The sequence below is a fragment of the Streptococcus sp. 477 genome, from assembly GCF_013277295.1.
Lineage (GTDB): Bacteria > Bacillota > Bacilli > Lactobacillales > Streptococcaceae > Streptococcus > Streptococcus pseudopneumoniae.
In genome coordinates this window covers 1-19290 of sequence record NZ_VMMQ01000067.1, presented here as the reverse complement: position 1 = coordinate 19290, position 19290 = coordinate 1, and the positions used below count along the sequence as shown (strand labels likewise).

Annotated in this window: 16 protein-coding genes; 6 read left to right on the top strand and 10 right to left on the bottom strand. The window is 40.3% G+C overall.

What is annotated here, in order from left to right:
* Positions 1 to 7 precede the first annotated feature (7 nt).
* Positions 8 to 1030 (bottom strand): ribitol-5-phosphate dehydrogenase, encoded by a 1023-nt coding sequence (locus HT691_RS07855; RefSeq protein WP_000609886.1) that lies wholly within the window; start codon positions 1028 to 1030, stop codon positions 8 to 10.
* A gap of 4 nt (positions 1031 to 1034) precedes the next feature.
* The gene (locus HT691_RS07850; RefSeq protein WP_000638502.1) at positions 1035 to 1742 is read right to left on the bottom strand and encodes a 2-C-methyl-D-erythritol 4-phosphate cytidylyltransferase; all 708 of its coding nucleotides are present in this window, start codon (positions 1740 to 1742) and stop codon (positions 1035 to 1037) included.
* Between the two features lie 335 nt (positions 1743 to 2077).
* Between HT691_RS07850 and tacF the strand changes: the two genes are divergently transcribed.
* The 3 genes from tacF to HT691_RS07835 are packed head-to-tail and all read left to right on the top strand — an operon-like array spanning position 2078 to position 5189.
* Positions 2078 to 3565: a type IV teichoic acid flippase TacF gene (tacF, locus tag HT691_RS07845; RefSeq protein ID WP_000835909.1), complete on the top strand. Its 1488-nt coding sequence runs from the start codon at positions 2078 to 2080 to the stop codon at positions 3563 to 3565.
* 9 nt (positions 3566 to 3574) lie between these two features.
* Positions 3575 to 4378, top strand: coding sequence for a phosphorylcholine transferase LicD (locus HT691_RS07840; protein WP_000811884.1), 804 nt, complete (start codon positions 3575 to 3577; stop codon positions 4376 to 4378).
* A 1-nt stretch (position 4379) separates the two neighbouring features.
* Entirely contained in the window at positions 4380 to 5189 is an 810-nt protein-coding gene (locus HT691_RS07835; RefSeq protein ID WP_138706189.1) for a phosphorylcholine transferase LicD, read from the top strand.
* A gap of 69 nt (positions 5190 to 5258) precedes the next feature.
* On the opposite strand, the gene carB is transcribed toward HT691_RS07835, so the two are convergent.
* From carB to HT691_RS07805, 6 genes are all read right to left on the bottom strand, one after another.
* Positions 5259 to 8435: a carbamoyl-phosphate synthase large subunit gene (gene carB, locus HT691_RS07830; protein ID WP_023936531.1), complete on the bottom strand. Its 3177-nt coding sequence runs from the start codon at positions 8433 to 8435 to the stop codon at positions 5259 to 5261.
* 448 nt (positions 8436 to 8883) lie between these two features.
* On the bottom strand, positions 8884 to 9963 hold the full coding sequence (locus HT691_RS07825; RefSeq protein WP_000166853.1) for a carbamoyl phosphate synthase small subunit: 1080 nt from the start codon (positions 9961 to 9963) through the stop codon (positions 8884 to 8886).
* 49 nt (positions 9964 to 10012) lie between these two features.
* Positions 10013 to 10936, bottom strand: coding sequence for an aspartate carbamoyltransferase catalytic subunit (locus HT691_RS07820; RefSeq protein WP_172925322.1), 924 nt, complete (start codon positions 10934 to 10936; stop codon positions 10013 to 10015).
* An 18-nt stretch (positions 10937 to 10954) separates the two neighbouring features.
* On the bottom strand, positions 10955 to 11476 hold the full coding sequence (gene pyrR / locus HT691_RS07815) for a bifunctional pyr operon transcriptional regulator/uracil phosphoribosyltransferase PyrR (protein WP_000850023.1): 522 nt from the start codon (positions 11474 to 11476) through the stop codon (positions 10955 to 10957).
* A 210-nt stretch (positions 11477 to 11686) separates the two neighbouring features.
* The gene (gene nth, locus HT691_RS07810; protein ID WP_000244443.1) at positions 11687 to 12316 is read right to left on the bottom strand and encodes an endonuclease III; all 630 of its coding nucleotides are present in this window, start codon (positions 12314 to 12316) and stop codon (positions 11687 to 11689) included.
* Entirely contained in the window at positions 12316 to 12858 is a 543-nt protein-coding gene (locus HT691_RS07805; RefSeq protein WP_023936535.1) for a DUF177 domain-containing protein, read from the bottom strand. The genes nth and HT691_RS07805 overlap by 1 nt, the downstream gene beginning before the upstream one ends.
* A gap of 557 nt (positions 12859 to 13415) precedes the next feature.
* On the opposite strand from HT691_RS07805, the gene HT691_RS07800 reads away from it, so the two are divergent.
* Positions 13416 to 14942 (top strand): ATP-binding cassette domain-containing protein, encoded by a 1527-nt coding sequence (locus HT691_RS07800; RefSeq protein ID WP_023934417.1) that lies wholly within the window; start codon positions 13416 to 13418, stop codon positions 14940 to 14942.
* Between the two features lie 147 nt (positions 14943 to 15089).
* Here HT691_RS07800 and htpX read toward each other — a convergent pair whose 3' ends face one another.
* Positions 15090 to 15989, bottom strand: coding sequence for a zinc metalloprotease HtpX (htpX, locus tag HT691_RS07795; protein ID WP_023934415.1), 900 nt, complete (start codon positions 15987 to 15989; stop codon positions 15090 to 15092).
* Between the two features lies 1 nt (position 15990).
* The gene (locus HT691_RS07790) at positions 15991 to 16551 is read right to left on the bottom strand and encodes a LemA family protein (protein ID WP_023936539.1); all 561 of its coding nucleotides are present in this window, start codon (positions 16549 to 16551) and stop codon (positions 15991 to 15993) included.
* 93 nt (positions 16552 to 16644) lie between these two features.
* Here HT691_RS07790 and rsmG point away from each other — a divergent pair, with 93 nt between their 5' ends.
* Positions 16645 to 17358, top strand: coding sequence for a 16S rRNA (guanine(527)-N(7))-methyltransferase RsmG (gene rsmG, locus HT691_RS07785; protein WP_023936541.1), 714 nt, complete (start codon positions 16645 to 16647; stop codon positions 17356 to 17358).
* Positions 17359 to 17660: 302 nt separating this feature from the next.
* The gene (locus tag HT691_RS07780; protein ID WP_050208611.1) at positions 17661 to 18944 is read left to right on the top strand and encodes a solute carrier family 23 protein; all 1284 of its coding nucleotides are present in this window, start codon (positions 17661 to 17663) and stop codon (positions 18942 to 18944) included.
* The last annotated feature ends 346 nt before the right edge of the window (positions 18945 to 19290 follow it).

Below are 19290 nucleotides of genomic sequence, written 5' to 3'. Positions count from 1 at the left end.
CCAGCACTTATACTTCCCACTTAAACACGGTTTTAAAGGCTGTGTTTAAATCGGTTGCAAAGACACGGTGAATATCTTTAATTTCTCTTACAGGTTCTTCTAGATAAAGGATATTTTTAAGACGATTGGCAAATTTCTTGACTTCCATCATTTGGATGGCATTTTCAAAATCAATGCGACCAGAACGAGAGGATCCAACCAAGAGCAAGCCTTTTTCTAAGGCATCGCGTGTATTGAGATTGACTTTATACTCGCTAACACCCATCATGAGAATCGTTCCCTGAGGACGAATATAGCGAATCAAGTCATTAATGGCTGGTCCAGTACCATCACCACCACAACACTCAAAAGCATGGTCAAAGGCCAAATCTTCAGGAATATTATCCGTAATATAGCATTCTTTGGCAAAAGAGAAGAGTTCCAATTTTTCCCAATGACGACCAATAACCACGATCTCTGCTTCTGGCAAAGTATAGTTGATAATATTGGCAACCACAAAAGCTAAACTTCCATCTCCAATAACAGCGATCCGCTCCCGCTTGCTATGAGCAAGAGTCAATAGGCGATTCATAGCGTGCATACCGACACTGACAAACTCTGTAATGGCTGCAACCGTATCTTCAATAGCATCATAAGCCACCACACGATCTTTAGGGAGAGAAACAAACTCTCTCATAAAGCCATCAAATCCACTAGACAAGAAATGGGTCCCTGTCATGTAGTTTTCATAGAATTCTTCATCACTCTGCATAGGAGACTGATTGGGAATCATGACAACTTTTTGACCAACCTCGTAGGTTCCGGTCGGGTCAGAAATGACGGTTCCACATGACTCGTGAATCATTGCCATTGGAAGCTTTTTATTCAAAATCTTGGGATCACGTTTTCCCTGATAGTAACGCTGATCCGCATGACAGACAGCCATGTAGTTGGGACGGATAAGGATATGATTTTCTTGGTCAATAGCCTCTTCCTGATATTTGACATTGATAAACTTAGGCTTAGTTAGTTGATAAATTTGATTAATCATTTTACTAGTCTTTCTCAATCATACTTTTTGCAATCTTCAAATCTGTTACGGTTGTAATCTTCAGATTTGAGTATTCACCCTTGGCCAAGGCCACATCTTTTCCTTTGATCACAAAGATTTTACATGCATCTGTCAAGATTTCCTTCTCTTCATCAGAAAGAGATCCATAAAGGTCCATGAAGTCCTTGCAACGGAATGTTTGAGGTGTTTGTCCTTGATAAAGGTGAGCACGATTTGGAATATCTGTAATAAATTGACCATTGGTACTTTCAACGATAGTATCAACCGCTTCTACCACTGTGTCCACTGCGTCATGATTTTGGGCAAGTTGGATATTGTCCTGAATCATGCGAAGTGTAATAAATGGACGAACAGAATCGTGGGTAACAACGATATCCTCTGGAGTAAGCGGACGATAAGCATCAATGGCTTCAATGATTTTCTTAATACTTGTATTGCGGTCAGCACCACCCTTTGTAATGATGATACGTTCCTTATAAAGAGGAAGATATTTATCTACAAGATCTTCTGCATGAGAAACCCAGTCTCCATGAACACCAACTACAATTTTTTCAATACTTGGCTCCAAGACAAATTTTTCAATTGTATGAATCAAAATAGGTCGATCACCTAGCTCTAAAAATTGTTTTGGCAAGTTACTGATCCCCATGCGTGTGCCAGTTCCACCGGCAAGAATTCCTGCATAAATCATCTATTTTCTCCTTTGTCTTACTAAAAAAACTTATTCTCTCTATTATACCACAATCTAGTCCTATCATAAAAGGAATACTGGTCCTCCCCTTCTAGAATAGGAGAATTATGCAGTTCTATTATTCAAAGAAACTAGTCCATTTCTAGTAATGACTAGGAATTCTGTAGCAATTACTAATAAATGGCTGCGAAATTTTAGAGTCCTTCAGAATAATATACTTTCCTTAAAGAAAACTTAAAACTTAAGATTTGAAACTTCAAAGTGATTACTTGACTTACTGCCCTTCATTTCTTATTAGCTGACTTTATGATATAATGAAAAACGAGGTAAATTGAATGAAAAGTATAAAATTAAATGCTCTATCTTACATGGGAATTCGTGTCTTGAATATTATTTTTCCCATCTTAACTGGAACCTACGTCGCGCGTGTCTTGGACCGAACTGACTATGGTTACTTCAACTCAGTCGACACTATTTTGTCATTTTTCTTACCCTTTGCGACTTATGGGGTCTATAACTACGGTTTACGAGCCATCAGTAATGTCAAGGATAACAAAAAAGATCTGAATAGAACCTTCTCCAGTCTTTTTTATTTGTGCATCGCTTGTACAATTTTGACCACTGCGGTCTATATCCTAGCCTATCCTCTCTTCTTTACAGATAATCCAATCGTCAAAAAGGTCTACCTTGTTATGGGGATTCAACTCATTGCCCAGATTTTTTCAATCGAATGGGTCAATGAAGCTCTGGAAAATTATAGTTTTCTCTTTTACAAAACTGCCTTCATCCGTATCCTGATGCTGGTCTCTATTTTCCTGTTTGTCAAAAATGAACACGATATTGTTGTCTATACACTTGTGATGAGTTTATCGACACTGATTAACTATCTGATTAGTTATTTTTGGATTAAAAGAGACATTAAGCTTGTTAAAATTCACATAAGTGATTTTAAACCGCTCTTTCTCCCTCTGACAGCCATGTTGGTCTTTGCTAATGCCAATATGCTCTTCACTTTTTTGGATCGTCTCTTCCTCGTTAAAACAGGGATTGATGTCAACGTTAGTTACTACACCATAGCTCAACGAATTGTGACCGTTATTGCTGGTGTTGTAACAGGAGCTATCGGAGTGAGTGTGCCTCGTCTTAGTTACTATCTAGGAAAAGGCGATAAGGAAGCCTATGTTTCTCTGGTTAATAGAGGTAGTCGAATCTTTAACTTCTTTATCATTCCACTGAGCTTTGGACTCATGGTTTTAGGACCAAATGCCATCCTACTTTACGGTAGTGAAAAATATATCGGAGGTGGCATCTTGACCTCTCTCTTCGCTTTTCGTACGATTATCCTGGCCTTAGATACCATTCTTGGTTCCCAAATTCTCTTTACCAATGGCTATGAAAAACGTATCACAGTCTATACAGTCTTTGCTGGGCTACTCAATTTGGGCTTAAATAGTCTCCTCTTTTTCAACCATATCGTGGCTCCTGAATACTACTTACTGACAACTATGTTATCAGAGGCCTCTCTACTTGTTTTCTATATCATTTTCATCCATAGAAAACAACTTATTCACTTGGGACATATCTTTAGCTATACTGTTCGATACTCTCTCTTTTCACTTTCTTTCGTAGGAATTTATTTCCTGATCAATTTCTTGTATCCTGTGGATATGGTCATTAATTTGCCATTTTTGATGAATACTGGTTTGATTGTCTTGCTATCAGCTATCTCTTATATTGGTCTACTTGTCTTCACAAAAGATAGCATTTTCTATGAATTTTTAAACCATGTCCTAGCCTTAAAAAATAAATTCAAAAGATCATAGGAGTTTAAAATGAAACAACTAACCATTGAAGATGCCAAACAAATTGAATTAGAAATTTTGGATTATATTGATACTCTCTGTAAAAAGCACAATATCAACTATATTATTAACTACGGTACTCTGATTGGGGCGGTTCGACATCAAGGCTTTATTCCTTGGGACGACGATATTGATCTGTCCATGCCTAGAGAAGACTACCAACGATTTATTAACATTTTTCAAAAGGAAAAAAGCAAGTATAAGCTCCTTTCCTTAGAAACTGATAAGAACTACTTTAACAACTTTATCAAGATAACCGACAGTACGACTAAAATTATTGATACTCGAAATACAAAAACCTATGAGTCTGGTATCTTTATCGATATTTTCCCTATAGATCGCTTTGATGATCCTAAGGTCATTGATACTTGTTATAAACTGGAAAGCTTCAAACTGCTGTCTTTCAGTAAACATAAAAATATTGTCTATAAGGATAGCCTTTTAAAAGATTGGATACGAACAGCCTTTTGGTTGCTCCTTCGACCGGTTTCTCCTCGTTATTTCGCACATAAAATCGAGAAAGAAATTCAAAAATATAGTCGTGAAAATGGTCAGTATATGGCTTTTATCCCTTCTAAATTTAAGGAAAAGGAAGTCTTCCCAAGTGGTACCTTCGATAAAATAATTGATTTACCCTTTGAAAATTTAAGCCTTCCAGCACCTGAAAAATTTGATACTATTTTGACACAATTTTATGGAGATTATATGACCCTACCACCAGCAGAAAAACGCTTCTACAGTCATGAATTTCACGCTTATAAATTGGAGGATTAGGATGCAATATTTAGAAAAAAAAGAAATTAAAGAAATTCAACTAGCTCTGCTAGACTATATTGATGAGACTTGTAAGAAACATGATATTCCTTATTTTCTCAGTTATGGAACCATGCTTGGAGCCATCCGCCACAAAGGTATGATTCCTTGGGATGATGATATTGATATTTCCCTTTATCGTGAGGATTATGAGCGTTTACTGAAGATTATTGAAGAAGAAAATCACCCTCGCTACAAGGTTCTTTCCTACGATACATCTTCTTGGTACTTCCATAATTTCGCATCGATTTTGGACACTTCTACTGTTATAGAAGACCATGTTAAGTACAAGCGTCATGATACCAGCCTTTTCATCGATGTCTTCCCAATTGATCGATTTACAGACTTGAGCATTGTCGACAAGAGCTATAAGTATGTGGCTCTTCGTCAACTAGCTTATATCAAAAAATCACGAGCAGTTCACGGTGATAGCAAATTAAAAGATTTTCTTAGATTATGTAGCTGGTATGCCCTCCGAGTGGTCAATCCCCGTTACTTTTACAAGAAAATTGATCAGCTAGTCAAAAATGCTGTAACCAACACTCCTCAATATGAAGGAGGAATTGGGATCGGTAAGGAAGGGATGAAAGAAATCTTCCCAGTTGATACCTTTAAAGAACTGATTTTAACTGAGTTTGAGGGCCGTATGTTGCCTGTTCCTAAAAAATATGACCAATTTTTAACCCAGATGTATGGCGATTATATGACACCACCATCAAAAGAAATGCAAGAGTGGTATAGTCATAGCATTAAAGCTTATCGCAAAAGCTGATTAAGCAGTAGTTTACAAGAAAAAATATAACAAAAAAGAGAAGATTGTTACACCTTCTCTTTTTTCTATTTAAATTGCTTCTGTGACAAAACTACGGCTTTCCAATACTTTGAGCATGGCATTAGCTGTATCTAGCGCTGTGAAGAGGGGCACCCCGTGTTCAATGGCTGAACGACGAATTTGCTCACCATCTTCGTCAGCAGTTCGTTTTGTTCCTACTGTGTTAATGATAGCTTGAATTCTTCCTTTACGAACAAAGTTTGGAATATCCTTATCGTCATCACCAATCTTACCAACAGGCTGAGCATGTAATCCATGACTGGCAAAGAAGGCTGCTGTCCCTTCTGTCGCGAGGATTCCATAGCCAATATTTTGAAAACGACGAGCCAAGTCCAAGGCTTCTTCTTTGGCATCATCAGCGATGGTAAATACAACATTTCCAAAGGTTGGCAAGTGGAGGTAAGAAGCTTCAAAAGCTTTATAGAGAGCTTTTTCCAAAGTAGTATCAGAACCCATAACTTCCCCTGTTGACTTCATTTCAGGACCAAGTAAGCTGTCTACCTTAGCTAGTTTGGTAAAGGAGAAGACAGGTGCCTTGATATGAACGCGAGTGCTTTCAGGGTAAAGTCCATCTTGGTAGCCAAGTTCTTCAAGGTTTTGACCAAGAATGAGCTTGGTCGCTACTTGAGCCATAGGAATATTAGTTACCTTAGAAAGGAATGGAACGGTACGGCTGGCACGTGGATTGACCTCAATAACGTAGACTTTTTCATCCTTGATAACAAACTGAATGTTCATCATTCCAAGACAGTTGAGGCCGATTGCTAGGCGTTTGGTGTAGTCTGCGATGGTTTCCTGCACCTTTTGAGACAAGGTTTGCGGAGGGTAAACAGCCATTGAGTCACCTGAGTGGACACCAGCACGTTCGATATGCTCCATGATACCTGGGATAAGGACATTTTCACCATCTGAGATGGCATCAACTTCGCACTCCTGACCAACGATATAAGAATCGACAAGAACTGGGTGGTCTGGACTAGCCTTAACCGCTGTACGCATGTAAGAACGAAGATCTTCTTCATTTTCTACGATTTCCATGGCGCGTCCACCAAGTACATAAGATGGGCGAACAAGGACTGGGAAACCAATCTTACGTGCTGCAAGAACTGCTTCTTCTTCATTGGTAGCCGTTTGTCCTGGTGGCTGTGGAATGTCCAATTCTTTGAGAGCTTGCTCGAAGAGGTCACGGTCTTCAGCACGGTCTAGGTCAGCGACCTGTGTACCAAGGATGGTCACACCTGCTTTTGCCAATGGCTCCGCAAGGTTGATAGCTGTTTGACCACCGAACTGAACGATAACCCCTTTTGGTTGCTCCAAGTCGATGACATTCATAACATCTTCGAATGTCAATGGCTCAAAGTAAAGCTTGTCTGATACCGAGAAGTCTGTTGAAACAGTCTCTGGATTTGAGTTCATGATGATAGCTTCATAACCAGCTGCCTGGATAGCCTTAACTGAGTGAACCGTTGCATAGTCAAATTCGACCCCTTGACCGATACGGATTGGACCTGAACCTAGGACAAGTACAGATTCTTTATCAGATCTGATAGACTCATTTTCCCATCCATAGGTTGAATAGAAATATGGTGTTTCAGAATCAAACTCCGCAGCACAGGTATCGACCATCTTATAAACTGGAACAATCTTGTTTTCCAAGCGAAGTTGACGAAGTTGATCAGCAGTTGTTTTCCAAAGTTCCGCAATCTTACGGTCTGAGAAGCCATTAAGTTTAGCTGTTTTCAAGACTTCTAGATCTTGTGGATGAGCACCCAATTCCTGCTCAATTTCAAAGATATGTAGGAGTTTATCCAGATAAAAAATATCGATTTTTGTAAGCTCTGCAATTTCTTCAGGTGTGTAGCCACGACGAATTGCTTCTGATACGTAGAAGAGACGGTCATCTTGGGCTTTGACAACCTTTTCAATCAAGGCATCATCAGAAACTGCTGCAAGTTCAGGTATTTCATTGTGGTGCACCCCAATTTCAAGGGAGCGGCAGGCCTTGAGAAGAGATTCCTCGATATTACGACCGATTGCCATGACTTCTCCAGTCGCCTTCATTTGTGTACCGAGACGGCGTTCACCCTTTTCAAACTTGTCAAATGGGAAACGAGGAATCTTGGCAACCACGTAGTCAAGGGCTGGTTCAAACATGGCATAGGTTGAACCTGTAACTGGGTTGATGACCTCATCCAAGGTCAAACCTACTGCAATCTTAGCAGCCAATTTTGCAATCGGATACCCTGTCGCCTTAGATGCTAGGGCTGAAGAACGCGACACACGAGGGTTTACTTCGATGACATAATACTTGAAACTGTGTGGATCAAGGGCCAGCTGAACGTTACATCCCCCTTCAATCTTAAGGGCACGAATGATGCTCAAGCTCGCGTCACGTAGCATTTGGTTTTCATAGTCTGCCATGGTTTGCGCAGGAGCAAATACAATGGAATCTCCTGTGTGAATTCCGACTGGGTCAAAGTTTTCCATGTTACAAACAACCAAAGCATTGTCAGCTGAGTCACGCATCACTTCGTATTCGATTTCCTTGAAACCTGCAATCGAACGCTCAATCAAACATTGGGTCACAGGTGATAATTTCAAACCATTTTCAGCGATTTCACGCAATTCTTCCTCGTTGGCACACATACCACCACCAGTACCACCAAGGGTAAAGGCTGGACGAACGATAACTGGGTAACCAATTGTCGCTGCAAAGGCAACAGCTTCTTCGACTGTGTTGACAATTTCAGATTCTGGAATTGGTTGGTTGAGCTCTTCCATCAATTGTTTAAAGAGGTCACGGTCCTCCGCTTGATCAATGGCAGATAGTTTAGTACCCAGAAGTTCAACACCAAGCTCATCTAGGATACCATTTTTAGACAATTCCATGGCCATATTAAGCCCTGTTTGACCACCGAGTGTCGGTAGCAAGGCATCTGGACGCTCCTTACGAAGAATACGTGTCACAAACTCAAGTGTAATCGGTTCAATATAAACCTTGTCCGCAATCTCCTTGTCCGTCATGATGGTTGCAGGGTTTGAATTAACCAAAACCACCTCATAACCTTCCTCTTTCAAAGACAAGCAAGCCTGGGTCCCAGCGTAGTCAAACTCAGCAGCCTGACCAATAATAATCGGACCAGAACCAATCACCATAATTTTTTGAATATCAGTACGTTTAGGCATATATAAGATATTAAGGGCGTCAAGCGGACAAAGCTAAAATAGGAGTTATGACGAAGAACTGTCAGTTCTAGGAATAACTATCTTTTTAGCACCGTCCGTAGCCCGTATTCAGTTCAGCAAATACGGACCACCCTTCTCCTTTCTATTCGTCGCCTCACTGAGCGACATTAAATAAATTCTCCGACGATTTTTTAGCGAAACGATATTTTTCGGTAAAAAATCTAGTGCAGGGAGTTTTTAGTTCGCCTGATAGCGACTAAAAGAAACGACCTGCCTTTCTATTCGGCAACTCTCAGATTTCCATTAAATAAGATACAAAGGACGAATAGAAAGCGATTGAATTTTAGGAAACCAAGGAAGGATTGACAATCCAAGTTGGTTTCTCTAAATTCCGAGCTTTCCGTCCGTGTTCAGTTACATAAATTCTCCGACGAGCTTTTACTCATTCTTAGTTTGATTGTTTAAAAGCTTCCATCATCTCGATAAACTCGTCAAATAGGTAGCTAGCGTCGTGTGGACCAGGGGCTGCATCTGGATGGTATTGAACAGAGAAAGCAGGTTGGTATCTGTGACGCACACCTTCAACTGACTTGTCATTGATTTCTTCATGGGTGATAATCAAATGCTCTGGCAAATCCTCACGGCTAACTGCATAACCATGGTTTTGACTTGTAAAATCCACACGTCCTGTAGCAATTTCGCGTACCGCATGGTTGAATCCACGGTGTCCAAATTTCATCTTGTAAGTCTTAGCCCCGTTTGCCATTGCAAAGAGTTGATGCCCCATACAAATACCAAAAATTGGAATTTTTCCTTGTACACCACGAATCATATCCAGTGCTTGGGGAACATCTTCTGGATTTCCCGGTCCATTTGACAACATAACTCCGTCAGGGTTGAGATGGAGAATTTCTTCAGCCGTTGTTGAATAAGGAACGACTGTCACGTTACAGTTGCGCTTAGAGAGTTCACGTAAGATTGAGTGCTTGAGACCAAAGTCCACTAGCACTACGCTCAAACCAACTCCTGGAGCTGGATACGAAGTTTTAGTAGAAACCTGCTTGATATTGTCTGTCGGCAAGACTGTTGCTTGGAGCTGGTCCGTCACATGGTCCATACTGTCCCCAACATGGGTCAAGGTTGCACGCATCGTACCATGCTTACGGATAATCTTGGTAAGAGCACGTGTATCAATCCCTGAAATACCCGGAATTTTCTTGGCTTTCAAAAATTCATCCAAGGTCATTTGGTTGCGCCAGTTACTAGCTCTACGTGCTTCTTCGAAAACAACAACTCCCTTACAAGTTGGAATAATGGATTCGTAATCATCACGGTTAATTCCATAATTTCCCACCAAAGGATAAGTAAAGGTCAAGATTTGTCCATTATAAGACTGGTCTGTAATGGATTCTTGGTAGCCGGTCATGCCTGTATTAAAGACAATTTCACCAGTTACATCAATATCTGCTCCGAAGGCCTTGCCTTCAAAAACTGTACCATCTTCTAATACTAGAAGTCTTTTTGTCATATTTTCACCTCTCGTGGACGCTCACTGGCGTCTTTTAACGTCTTGTGTTTTAGTTGGCGTTTCTACTCGCCAGTACGGCTTCTAAGATTGCCATTCGAACAAAGACACCATTGGTCATTTGTTGGACAATCCGTGATTTTGGTGCTTCAACCAAGTGGTCTGCGATTTCTACATCACGGTTGACTGGAGCTGGGTGCATGAGGATTGCTGTTTCTTTCAAACGGTCATAACGTTCTTGAGTCAAGCCATGTTGGGCATGGTAGTCTTCTTTTGAAAAGACTGCTCCGCTATCATGGCGTTCATGTTGCACACGGAGAAACATCATGACATCCACCTGATCAATGATTTCATCAATGGTTACAAACTGTCCATAGTCTGCAAACTCTTGACTTCTCCATTCCTCAGGTCCAGCAAAATAAAGTTCAGCTCCCAAGCGTTTCAAAATCTGCATATTGGATTTGGCAACGCGTGAATGGTCCAAGTCACCTGCAATCGCAACCTTGAGACCCTCAAAGTGGCCAAATTCCTCATAAATAGTCATCAAATCAAGCAAGCTCTGGCTAGGATGTTGTCCCGAACCATCTCCACCATTGATGATGGAAGTCGTAATCGTGGGACTAGCAATTAACTCTCTGTAGTAGTCAACCTCAGGGTGGCGAATCACACAGACATCCACTCCTAAAGCAGACAGAGTCAAAATGGTATCATAAAGTGTCTCACCCTTATTGACTGAACTAGTCTTCACATCAAAGTCAAGTCGTTCCAGCCCCAGTTTAATCTCTGCCACTTCAAAGGACTTATGCGTCCGTGTAGAATCCTCAAAGAAAAGATTGGAAACAATCGGGTGGTTTTCATAAGGAAGCTGAGCTCCGTTTTTAAACTCAATCCCTCGTTTGACCAATTTCATCACTTGATCGACAGTGAGGTCTTCCATGGACACCACATGGTTCAATGCTTGTTGATTTTCTGACATGGCCACTCCTTTAGCTTTCTAAGCTTCTTCAGTAATCAGAACTCTGTCTTGACCATCAAGTTCTGCCATCTCTACGATGATTTCTTCAGAACGACTGGTTGGGATATTCTTCCCAACGTAATCTGGACGGATTGGCAATTCTCTATGTCCACGATCGACTAGAACTGCTAAACTTACGCGCGCAGGACGACCATGACCTACAATATTATCAATAGCAGCACGGATGGTACGACCTGTATAAAGCACATCGTCCACCAAGATAACTTCGCGGTCTGTCACATCGACAGAAACCAAAGAAGTATCTTCTCCACTTTTAACATCATCACGGAAGGGTTTAGTATCCAATTCCACAACCGGAACTGAAAGGTTTTCTAGTTGCTCCAAACGTTCTTGGATACGATGGGCGATAAAGACACCGCGAGTTTTAATACCAGCCAAGACGATTTTATTCAAATCTTTGTTGCGTTCAATAATCTCATAAGTAATACGCGTAATCGCTCGTTTGACGGTCAATTCGTCTACAACTTCTTTTGTCTTCATGACAAACCTCCAAAAAGAAAAGTCTCCTTAAACAAGGAGACTTGAAGTGTATAGCTAAGCAAGCCCTACTGCACACAGTATAGACTTCACCCTTCTACTTTATCGCGCTCCTTGCCTGCCTCACGGGACAAGTTTAAAGGAATATTTAGTTATCAATTACTATAGCACAAAGTAAGCTTAAAATCAAGCAAAAACTTTCGATTTTCCATCTTACAAATTGCTAAAATCATATAACTGTGGGTACTGGTCACACTCTGGATTTTTAGGATGACAAATGGCTCTTCCAAAATAAATCATGGCCTGATGAGCTGCTAACCACTGCTCAGGCGGCAAGATATCCATGACCCGCTTTTCCACCTCAAGTGGTGTCGCTGATTTTTTGACGATATCGTGGTGTTTGCAAATACGCTCCACATGAGTATCCACTGCAAAGGCTGGAATCCCAAATCCTACACTCATAACAACATTGGCTGTCTTGCGACCAACACCTGCCAAACTCTCCAATTCCTCACGTGTTTGAGGGACTTGACCATCAAAATCGTCTAGTAACTGTTGGGCACATTTTTTAAGGAATTTAGCCTTATTTCGATACAGTCCCAGTCGAGAAATGTGTGAAGCAATCTCACTCTCTGTTGCAACAGACATGGCTTGTGGCGTTGGAAAGGCAGCAAAGAGGCCTGGCGTAGCCTTATTTACCGCTGCATCCGTCGTCTGGGCTGACAACATGACCGCAACCAAGAGTTCAAAATGATTAGTGAAATCAAGACTGGGCTTGGCATCTGGAAAAAGAGCAATGATTTCTTCTAGCACCTTTCGTGCTCGTTTTTTTGACAAAACCATTATTCGTCTCCATCAAATAGTCCTTGTAAACCAGCAAAAGGACTGTTTTCTTCTTTCTTAACTGCTTGTTGAGCTTGGTATTCTTCTTCTGTCATGATTTGCCAGTCATTTCCTGAAACAAATCCTTGGCCAGCTTCTTCTTCAGCCGTCAAGACCTTGATAGGAATGTTTAGTAGGATATTGTCTGACACGCTCTCAGCAAGGTCAAGTTCTCCATTTTCGATAGGCAGGACCAAGTCATCGTCTAAAACTTCCTGATCTAGTTGGTTAGTTGCACCTTCCATGAAAACTTCCGTTACTGGATAAGATTCAACTAACTCAACTGGCTCCATACTACGACTTGAAGCAAGAACAATGGTATAAGATAGTTGATAATCTAAGAAATACATACGGTTTTCGTACTGTACTTTCCCAACTGCAAGGATATTTTTTACATCTAAAATTTCTTGATTACGTGCACGCAGGTCTGCGACTAGGTCTAACGTTTGTTCAAAATGCAAGCCTTCAGACTGCTTGCGTATCTCTTGAATATTTAATTTCATACTTCCTCCATAAAGATTTACTCTCTTGATTATACCATGAAAAGCCTACAAATCAACCCACCAAACTTTGTAATTAACATTCAAGTTTTTAATATGTCCACTATGATATTTTGTTTTTTAGTGCTATACTACATCAGAGCAAGGAGGATGCCCCTATGGAAGACAAAGAACTCGGTACTAATGCTTATCACTCGTATTTTAGAGCTTGGAATTTCCAGTTTTCTGTTGACAAAATTTCCTTAAAAGTATAGTATAAAGATACCAATACTCGGAGGTAAGGGAGACATGAACAACTAAGCCTATCAAATAAAAAACCTTTATTTAGTAGATCTTGTTTTTGTCTCTTTTTGTGTACTCTTTTATGCTCTTTTTCTGGCATTTTATACTCAATGAAAATCAAAGAGCAAACTAGGAANNTACGGTAAGGCGACGCTGACGTGGTTTGAAGAGATTTTCGAAGAGTATTAATAGAGTTTTTTTGACATAGACTTTGGGCTCTACTAGGTAAAGTAGAGCTTTTTGTTATGTAGTATCAACATTCTAGAAAGGGCAATCATATGATAAAAATCAATCACCTGACCATCACACAAAACAAAGATTTACGAGACCTTGTCTCTGACCTCAGCATGACCATCCAAGACAGGGAAAAGGTCGCTATTATTGGTGAAGAAGGAAATGGCAAATCCACCTTACTTAAAATTTTAATGGGGGAAACTTTGCCTGATTTCACTATCGGGGGAGACATTCAATCTGATTATCAATCAATAGCCTACATTCCTCAAAAACTTCCTGAGGACCTGAAAAATAGAACTCTACACGACTACTTCTTTTTAGATACTATTGATTTAGATTACAGTGTCCTCTATCGTTTAGCTGAGGAATTGCATTTTGATAGCAATCGTTTCGCAAGCGACCAAGAGATTGGTAGTCTATCAGGGGGTGAAGCTTTGAAAATTCAGCTCATCCATGAGTTAGCCAAACCTTTTGAGATTCTATTTTTAGATGAACCTTCAAATGACTTGGATCTTGAGACGGTTGATTGGCTAAAAGGTCAAATGCGCAAGATTCGGCAAACCGTTATTTTCATTTCCCATGATGAGGACTTTCTTTCTGAAACGGCAGACACTATTGTTCACTTGCGACTGGTCAAGCACCGTAAAGAAGCAGAAACACTAGTAGAGCATTTAGACTATGATAGTTATAGTGAGCAGAGAAAGGCTAATTTTGCCAGACAAACCCAGCAAGCAGCCAACGACCAAAGAGCCTACGATAAAACCATGGAAAAACATCAACGAGTTAAACAAAATGTAGAAACTGCTCTTCGAGCTACCAAAGACAGTACTGCCGGTCGCCTATTGGCTAAAAAGATGAAAACTGTCCTCTCACAAGAAAAACGCTACGAAAGAGCAGCTCAGGCCATGACCCAAAAGCCACTTGAAGAGGAAGAAATCAGACTTTTCTTCTCAGATATACAGCCATTACCTACTTCTAAAGTCTTAATCCAACTGGAAAAAGAAAATTTATCCATTGGCGAGCGAATTTTGGTGCAAGAACTACAATTAACTGTCCGTGGCCAAGAAAAAATCGGTATTATAGGGCCAAATGGTATTGGAAAATCGACCCTATTAGCCAAGTTACAGCAACTTTTTAATGCTAAAAGAGAGATTTCGCTTGGTTATATGCCACAAGATTACCAGCAAAAACTGCAATTGGATTTATCACCAATAGCCTATCTAAGTAAAACTGGGGAAAAAGAGGAACTACAAAAAATCCAATCTCACTTAGCCAGTCTCAATTTCAGTTATCCAGAAATGCAGCATCAAATTCGCTTCTTATCTGGCGGACAACAAGGAAAACTCCTGCTTTTGGATTTAGTCTTGCGCAAACCAAACTTTCTCCTGCTAGATGAACCCACACGAAACTTTTCTCCAACTTCTCAACCCGAAATTAGAAAACTCTTTGCCACTTATCCTGGTGGTCTCATCACTGTTTCGCATGACCGTTGTTTCTTAAAAGAGATCTGTTCAATCATCTATCGCTTAACAGAACACGGTTTGGAGGTAGTTAATTTTCAAGATTTATAAATTTTCAACATCGCAAATATGTGGGGCAAAAACACAATTTTAGGAGAAAAAGAAGTAAATCTTCCCATAATAAAACGCATAATATCAAGTTTTCACACCTGATATTATGCGTTTTTCAGATTTTAAAGACTTTTTCCAGCCTTCATTTTACATATGTTTTAAACGTTCAATCCGTTCTGAGATAGGTGGGTGGGTATAAAAGAGTTTTTTGAACCCTCCCCCTTTCTTAGGATCATTGATATAAAGTGCACTGCTAGCATCATCGACGTGGCGACTCATAGGTTTGCTATTGTCCAACTTATCTAGGGCATTAATCATTCCCTGGGGATTGCGAGTCAGCTCGACACTAGATGCATCTGCCAGAAATTCCCTCTGACGAGAAATAGCGAGCTGAACCAAGGTTGCAGCGAGAGGTGCCAGTACAATAGCTAGTAGGGAAACCACTAGCATAATGATTTCAAGACCATTTCCATCTCGGTCATCATCACTTCGTCTGCGACCTGCTCCACCCCACCACATCATACGACCTGCCATACCAGAAAGCATGGTGATAGCACTAGCAAGGGCAACTGCAATAGTCGAAATACGGATATCATAATTACGAATATGACTGACTTCATGTCCCATAACAGCTTCTAGTTCTTCACGATTCATGATAGCTAGTAGACCTGAAGTCGCAGCAACCGCCGCATTTTGAGGGTTAGAACCTGTCGCAAAGGCATTTAAGGCTGGATCATCAATGATGAAAACACGGGGCATAGGAATCTGAGCGACCATAGCCATATCTTCCACTACGTGGTAGAAATCTGGTGCCGTTTGTTCATCAATCTCACGCGCCCCGTTCATGGACATGACAATCTCTGTTGATTGAAAAATCATGGACAAGGCATAGATAAAGCCGATAATCAGTGCGATAACCAAACCACCAATCCCAGACCGCATAAAGAGGTAACCAACCGCATAACCAACAAGAGCTAAGAGTAGGAAAAATACCAGCAACAAAATCCACGTTTTTCGTTTATTGCTTGCAATTTGATCAAACAACATCTTAGTCACCTAAACCGCTAAAATCAACTTTAGGAACTACCTTTTCCTCTTCTGGTGTTTGAAGGAAATCTGCTTCTTTAAATCCAAACATTCCAGCGATAATATTGCTTGGGAAAGTTTCTAATTTTACATTGTAGTTGCTGACAACACTGTTATAAAGTTGACGAGAGTAAGAAATTTTATTTTCTGTGTTTGTCAACTCCTCTTGCAATTTAACAAAGTTGGCACTAGCTTTCAAATCTGGATAGCTTTCTGCAACTGCAAAAATACCTGAAACCTGACGAGTGAGGGCATCACTAGCTTTCATAGCTTCTGCTGGTGAAGTCGCTGCTGCCACTTGGTTACGTAGTTCTGCTACCTTTTCAAGGGTAGAACCTTCATATTTAGCATAACCTTTTACAGTTTCAATCAAGTTTGGCAAGAGGTCATTTCGACGTTTCAACTGAACATCAATCTGGCTCCAAGCCTCCTTTGTTTGCATACGATTTTTAACCAAACCGTTATAGCTAACAATCACAAAAATAACAATAAGAGCTAAAACTCCAAGAATAATCCAAGTCATGATATAAGTCCTTTCTGCTTTTAGATTAGTACCAGTATATCAAATTTTTAATGATTGTGGTAAAATAAGATGATACTAAAGAAGGAAATAACTATGAAACCAGAAACATTTTACAACTTGCTTGCCGAGCAAAATCTTCCACTTTCGGACCAGCAAAAAAAACAATTTGATCGTTATTTTGAACTCTTGGTTGAGTGGAATGAAAAGATTAATTTAACAGCTATTACGGACAAGGAAGAAGTTTATCTCAAACATTTTTACGATTCGATTGCACCCATTCTTCAAGGCTTGATTCCCAATGAAACTATCAAATTGCTTGATATTGGAGCTGGGGCAGGATTTCCTAGTCTGCCGATGAAAATCCTCTATCCTCAGTTAGATGTGACCATCATTGATTCGCTCAATAAACGTATCAACTTCCTGCAACTTTTGGCTCAAGAATTGGATTTGAACGGAGTTCATTTCTACCACGGACGTGCCGAAGATTTTGCCCAAGACAAGAACTTCCGTGCTCAATATGATTTTGTAACAGCTCGTGCGGTTGCCCGCATGCAGGTTTTATCTGAATTGACAATTCCTTACCTTAAAGTTGGCGGAAAACTATTGGCACTCAAGGCCAGCAATGCCCCTGAGGAATTATTAGAAGCTAAGAATGCCCTCAACCTCCTCTTCAGTAAAGTCGAAGACAATCTCAGCTACGCCCTACCAAATGGAGATCCGCGTTATATGACAGTTGTAGAAAAGAAAAAAGAAACGCCAAATAAATATCCACGTAAGGCTGGTATGCCAAATAAACGCCCACTTTAATCTTTTTAGTAAAAAAATATTTACAAAATCAACCTCGCTCTTTTATTTTTAGGCTCGGGAAAAAATGATTTACAAAATCAACCTCGCTCTCTTATTTTTAGGCTCGGGAAAAAATGATTTACAAAATCATTTTTTTCTGCTATACTATCCTAAGCAAAGGTTTTTAATGTCATCCCGTGAGGTGACGAAGACACAGAAATACTTGAAACTCTTTAAAGTTTAGATTTTAGAGAAGTCTTACTCTGAGGGCCTATTGCTGTAAAATAATGGGCTCTTTTTTGATGCCCAAAAGTGAGGTTTATATGAAACAAGAATCAACTGTTGATTTGTTACTAGACGTTGACCAACGTCCTTCGGCTGGAAAAGGAATTCTCCTTAGCTTCCAACACGTTTTCGCCATGTTTGGTGCGACCATCTTGGTACCCTTGATTTTGGGAATGCCTGTATCTGTTGCCCTTTTTGCTTCAGGTGTTGGAACACTCATCTACATGATTTCAACTGGTTTTAAAGTTCCAGTTTATCTAGGTTCTTCATTTGCTTTTATCACAGCTATGTCACTGGCTATGAAAGAAATGGGTGGGGATGTATCTGCTGCTCAAACAGGGGTTATCTTGACTGGTTTGGTCTATGTCCTTGTTGCTACCAGCATCCGATTTGTAGGAACAAAATGGATTGATAAACTCTTGCCACCAATCATCATCGGACCTATGATCATCGTTATCGGTCTTGGACTTGCAGGTTCAGCTGTTACCAACGCTGGTCTTGTAGCTGATGGGAATTGGAAAAATGCTCTTGTAGCAGTTGTTACTTTCTTGATTGCTGCCTTTATCAATACAAAGGGAAAAGGATTCCTACGAATCATTCCATTTCTCTTTGCCATTATCGGTGGTTACCTCTTCGCACTAACTCTTGGCTTGGTTGACTTTACACCAGTTCTTAAAGCTAACTGGTTTGAAATTCCTGGTTTCTACTTGCCATTTAACACAGGTGGTGCCTTTAAAGAATACAATCTTTACTTTGGTCCAGAAGCCATCGCTATCTTGCCAATCGCTATCGTAACAATTTCTGAACATATCGGAGACCATACTGTTTTGGGTCAAATCTGTGACCGTCAATTCTTAAAAGAACCAGGTCTCCACCGTACTCTTCTTGGTGACGGTATCGCAACTTCTGTTTCTGCCTTCCTTGGTGGACCAGCCAATACAACTTACGGAGAAAATACAGGGGTTATCGGTATGACTCGTATCGCTTCTGTCTCAGTTATCCGTAACGCTGCCTTCATCGCGATTGCCCTCAGCTTCCTTGGTAAATTCACTGCCTTGATTTCAACTATTCCAAACGCTGTACTTGGTGGTATGTCAATCCTTCTCTATGGGGTTATCGCCAGCAATGGTTTGAAAGTCTTGATTAAAGAACGTGTTGATTTCGCTCAAATGCGAAACCTCATCATCGCAAGTGCTATGTTGGTTCTTGGACTTGGAGGAGCTGTCCTTAAACTTGGTCCAGTTACACTTTCAGGTACTGCTCTTTCAGCCATGACAGGAATCATCTTGAACTTGATCTTGCCATACGAAAATAAAGACTAATACTCTTCGAAAATCTCTTCAAACCACGTCAACGTCGACTTGCCGTAGATATATGTANNTTTTCATTGAGTATAAGAGTCTAAACATATCAAAAAACAAGCATTTCCAATTACGGAAGTGCTCATTTTTTTGATACTTAAAAGTAAGTGTATCCCCCTAACGCTGTCTAATATGTCTCCCCTATATGCATACGCTTCCACTCAGAGAACTCTACCTTGAACAGTTCAGGGGCTTTTTTAGCATTGTTATAAACTATAATATAGTAACCTTCCTTATTCCAAAACTTTCCTAAAATCTCAGCGTCTTCCAGCTCTGCTTCATAATCTAATACTCATCTGCTTTCAAA

Excerpts from the sequence above, each read along its gene's own strand:
- HT691_RS07855 (WP_000609886.1), bottom strand. The coding sequence starts at position 1,030 with ATGATTAATCAAATTTATCAACTAACTAAGCCTAAGTTTATCAATGTC.
- HT691_RS07840 (WP_000811884.1), top strand. The coding sequence starts at position 3,575 with ATGAAACAACTAACCATTGAAGATGCCAAACAAATTGAATTAGAAATT.
- rsmG (WP_023936541.1), top strand. The coding sequence starts at position 16,645 with ATGAAACCAGAAACATTTTACAACTTGCTTGCCGAGCAAAATCTTCCA.
- HT691_RS07820 (WP_172925322.1), bottom strand. The coding sequence starts at position 10,936 with ATGTCAGAAAATCAACAAGCATTGAACCATGTGGTGTCCATGGAAGAC.
- HT691_RS07790 (WP_023936539.1), bottom strand. The coding sequence starts at position 16,551 with ATGACTTGGATTATTCTTGGAGTTTTAGCTCTTATTGTTATTTTTGTG.
- HT691_RS07825 (WP_000166853.1), bottom strand. The coding sequence starts at position 9,963 with ATGACAAAAAGACTTCTAGTATTAGAAGATGGTACAGTTTTTGAAGGC.
- HT691_RS07805 (WP_023936535.1), bottom strand. The coding sequence starts at position 12,858 with ATGAAATTAAATATTCAAGAGATACGCAAGCAGTCTGAAGGCTTGCAT.
- HT691_RS07780 (WP_050208611.1), top strand. The coding sequence starts at position 17,661 with ATGAAACAAGAATCAACTGTTGATTTGTTACTAGACGTTGACCAACGT.
- HT691_RS07835 (WP_138706189.1), top strand. The coding sequence starts at position 4,380 with ATGCAATATTTAGAAAAAAAAGAAATTAAAGAAATTCAACTAGCTCTG.
- HT691_RS07800 (WP_023934417.1), top strand. The coding sequence starts at position 13,416 with ATGATAAAAATCAATCACCTGACCATCACACAAAACAAAGATTTACGA.
- tacF (WP_000835909.1), top strand. The coding sequence starts at position 2,078 with ATGAAAAGTATAAAATTAAATGCTCTATCTTACATGGGAATTCGTGTC.
- pyrR (WP_000850023.1), bottom strand. The coding sequence starts at position 11,476 with ATGAAGACAAAAGAAGTTGTAGACGAATTGACCGTCAAACGAGCGATT.
- carB (WP_023936531.1), bottom strand. The coding sequence starts at position 8,435 with ATGCCTAAACGTACTGATATTCAAAAAATTATGGTGATTGGTTCTGGT.
- HT691_RS07850 (WP_000638502.1), bottom strand. The coding sequence starts at position 1,742 with ATGATTTATGCAGGAATTCTTGCCGGTGGAACTGGCACACGCATGGGG.
- htpX (WP_023934415.1), bottom strand. The coding sequence starts at position 15,989 with ATGTTGTTTGATCAAATTGCAAGCAATAAACGAAAAACGTGGATTTTG.
- nth (WP_000244443.1), bottom strand. The coding sequence starts at position 12,316 with ATGGTTTTGTCAAAAAAACGAGCACGAAAGGTGCTAGAAGAAATCATT.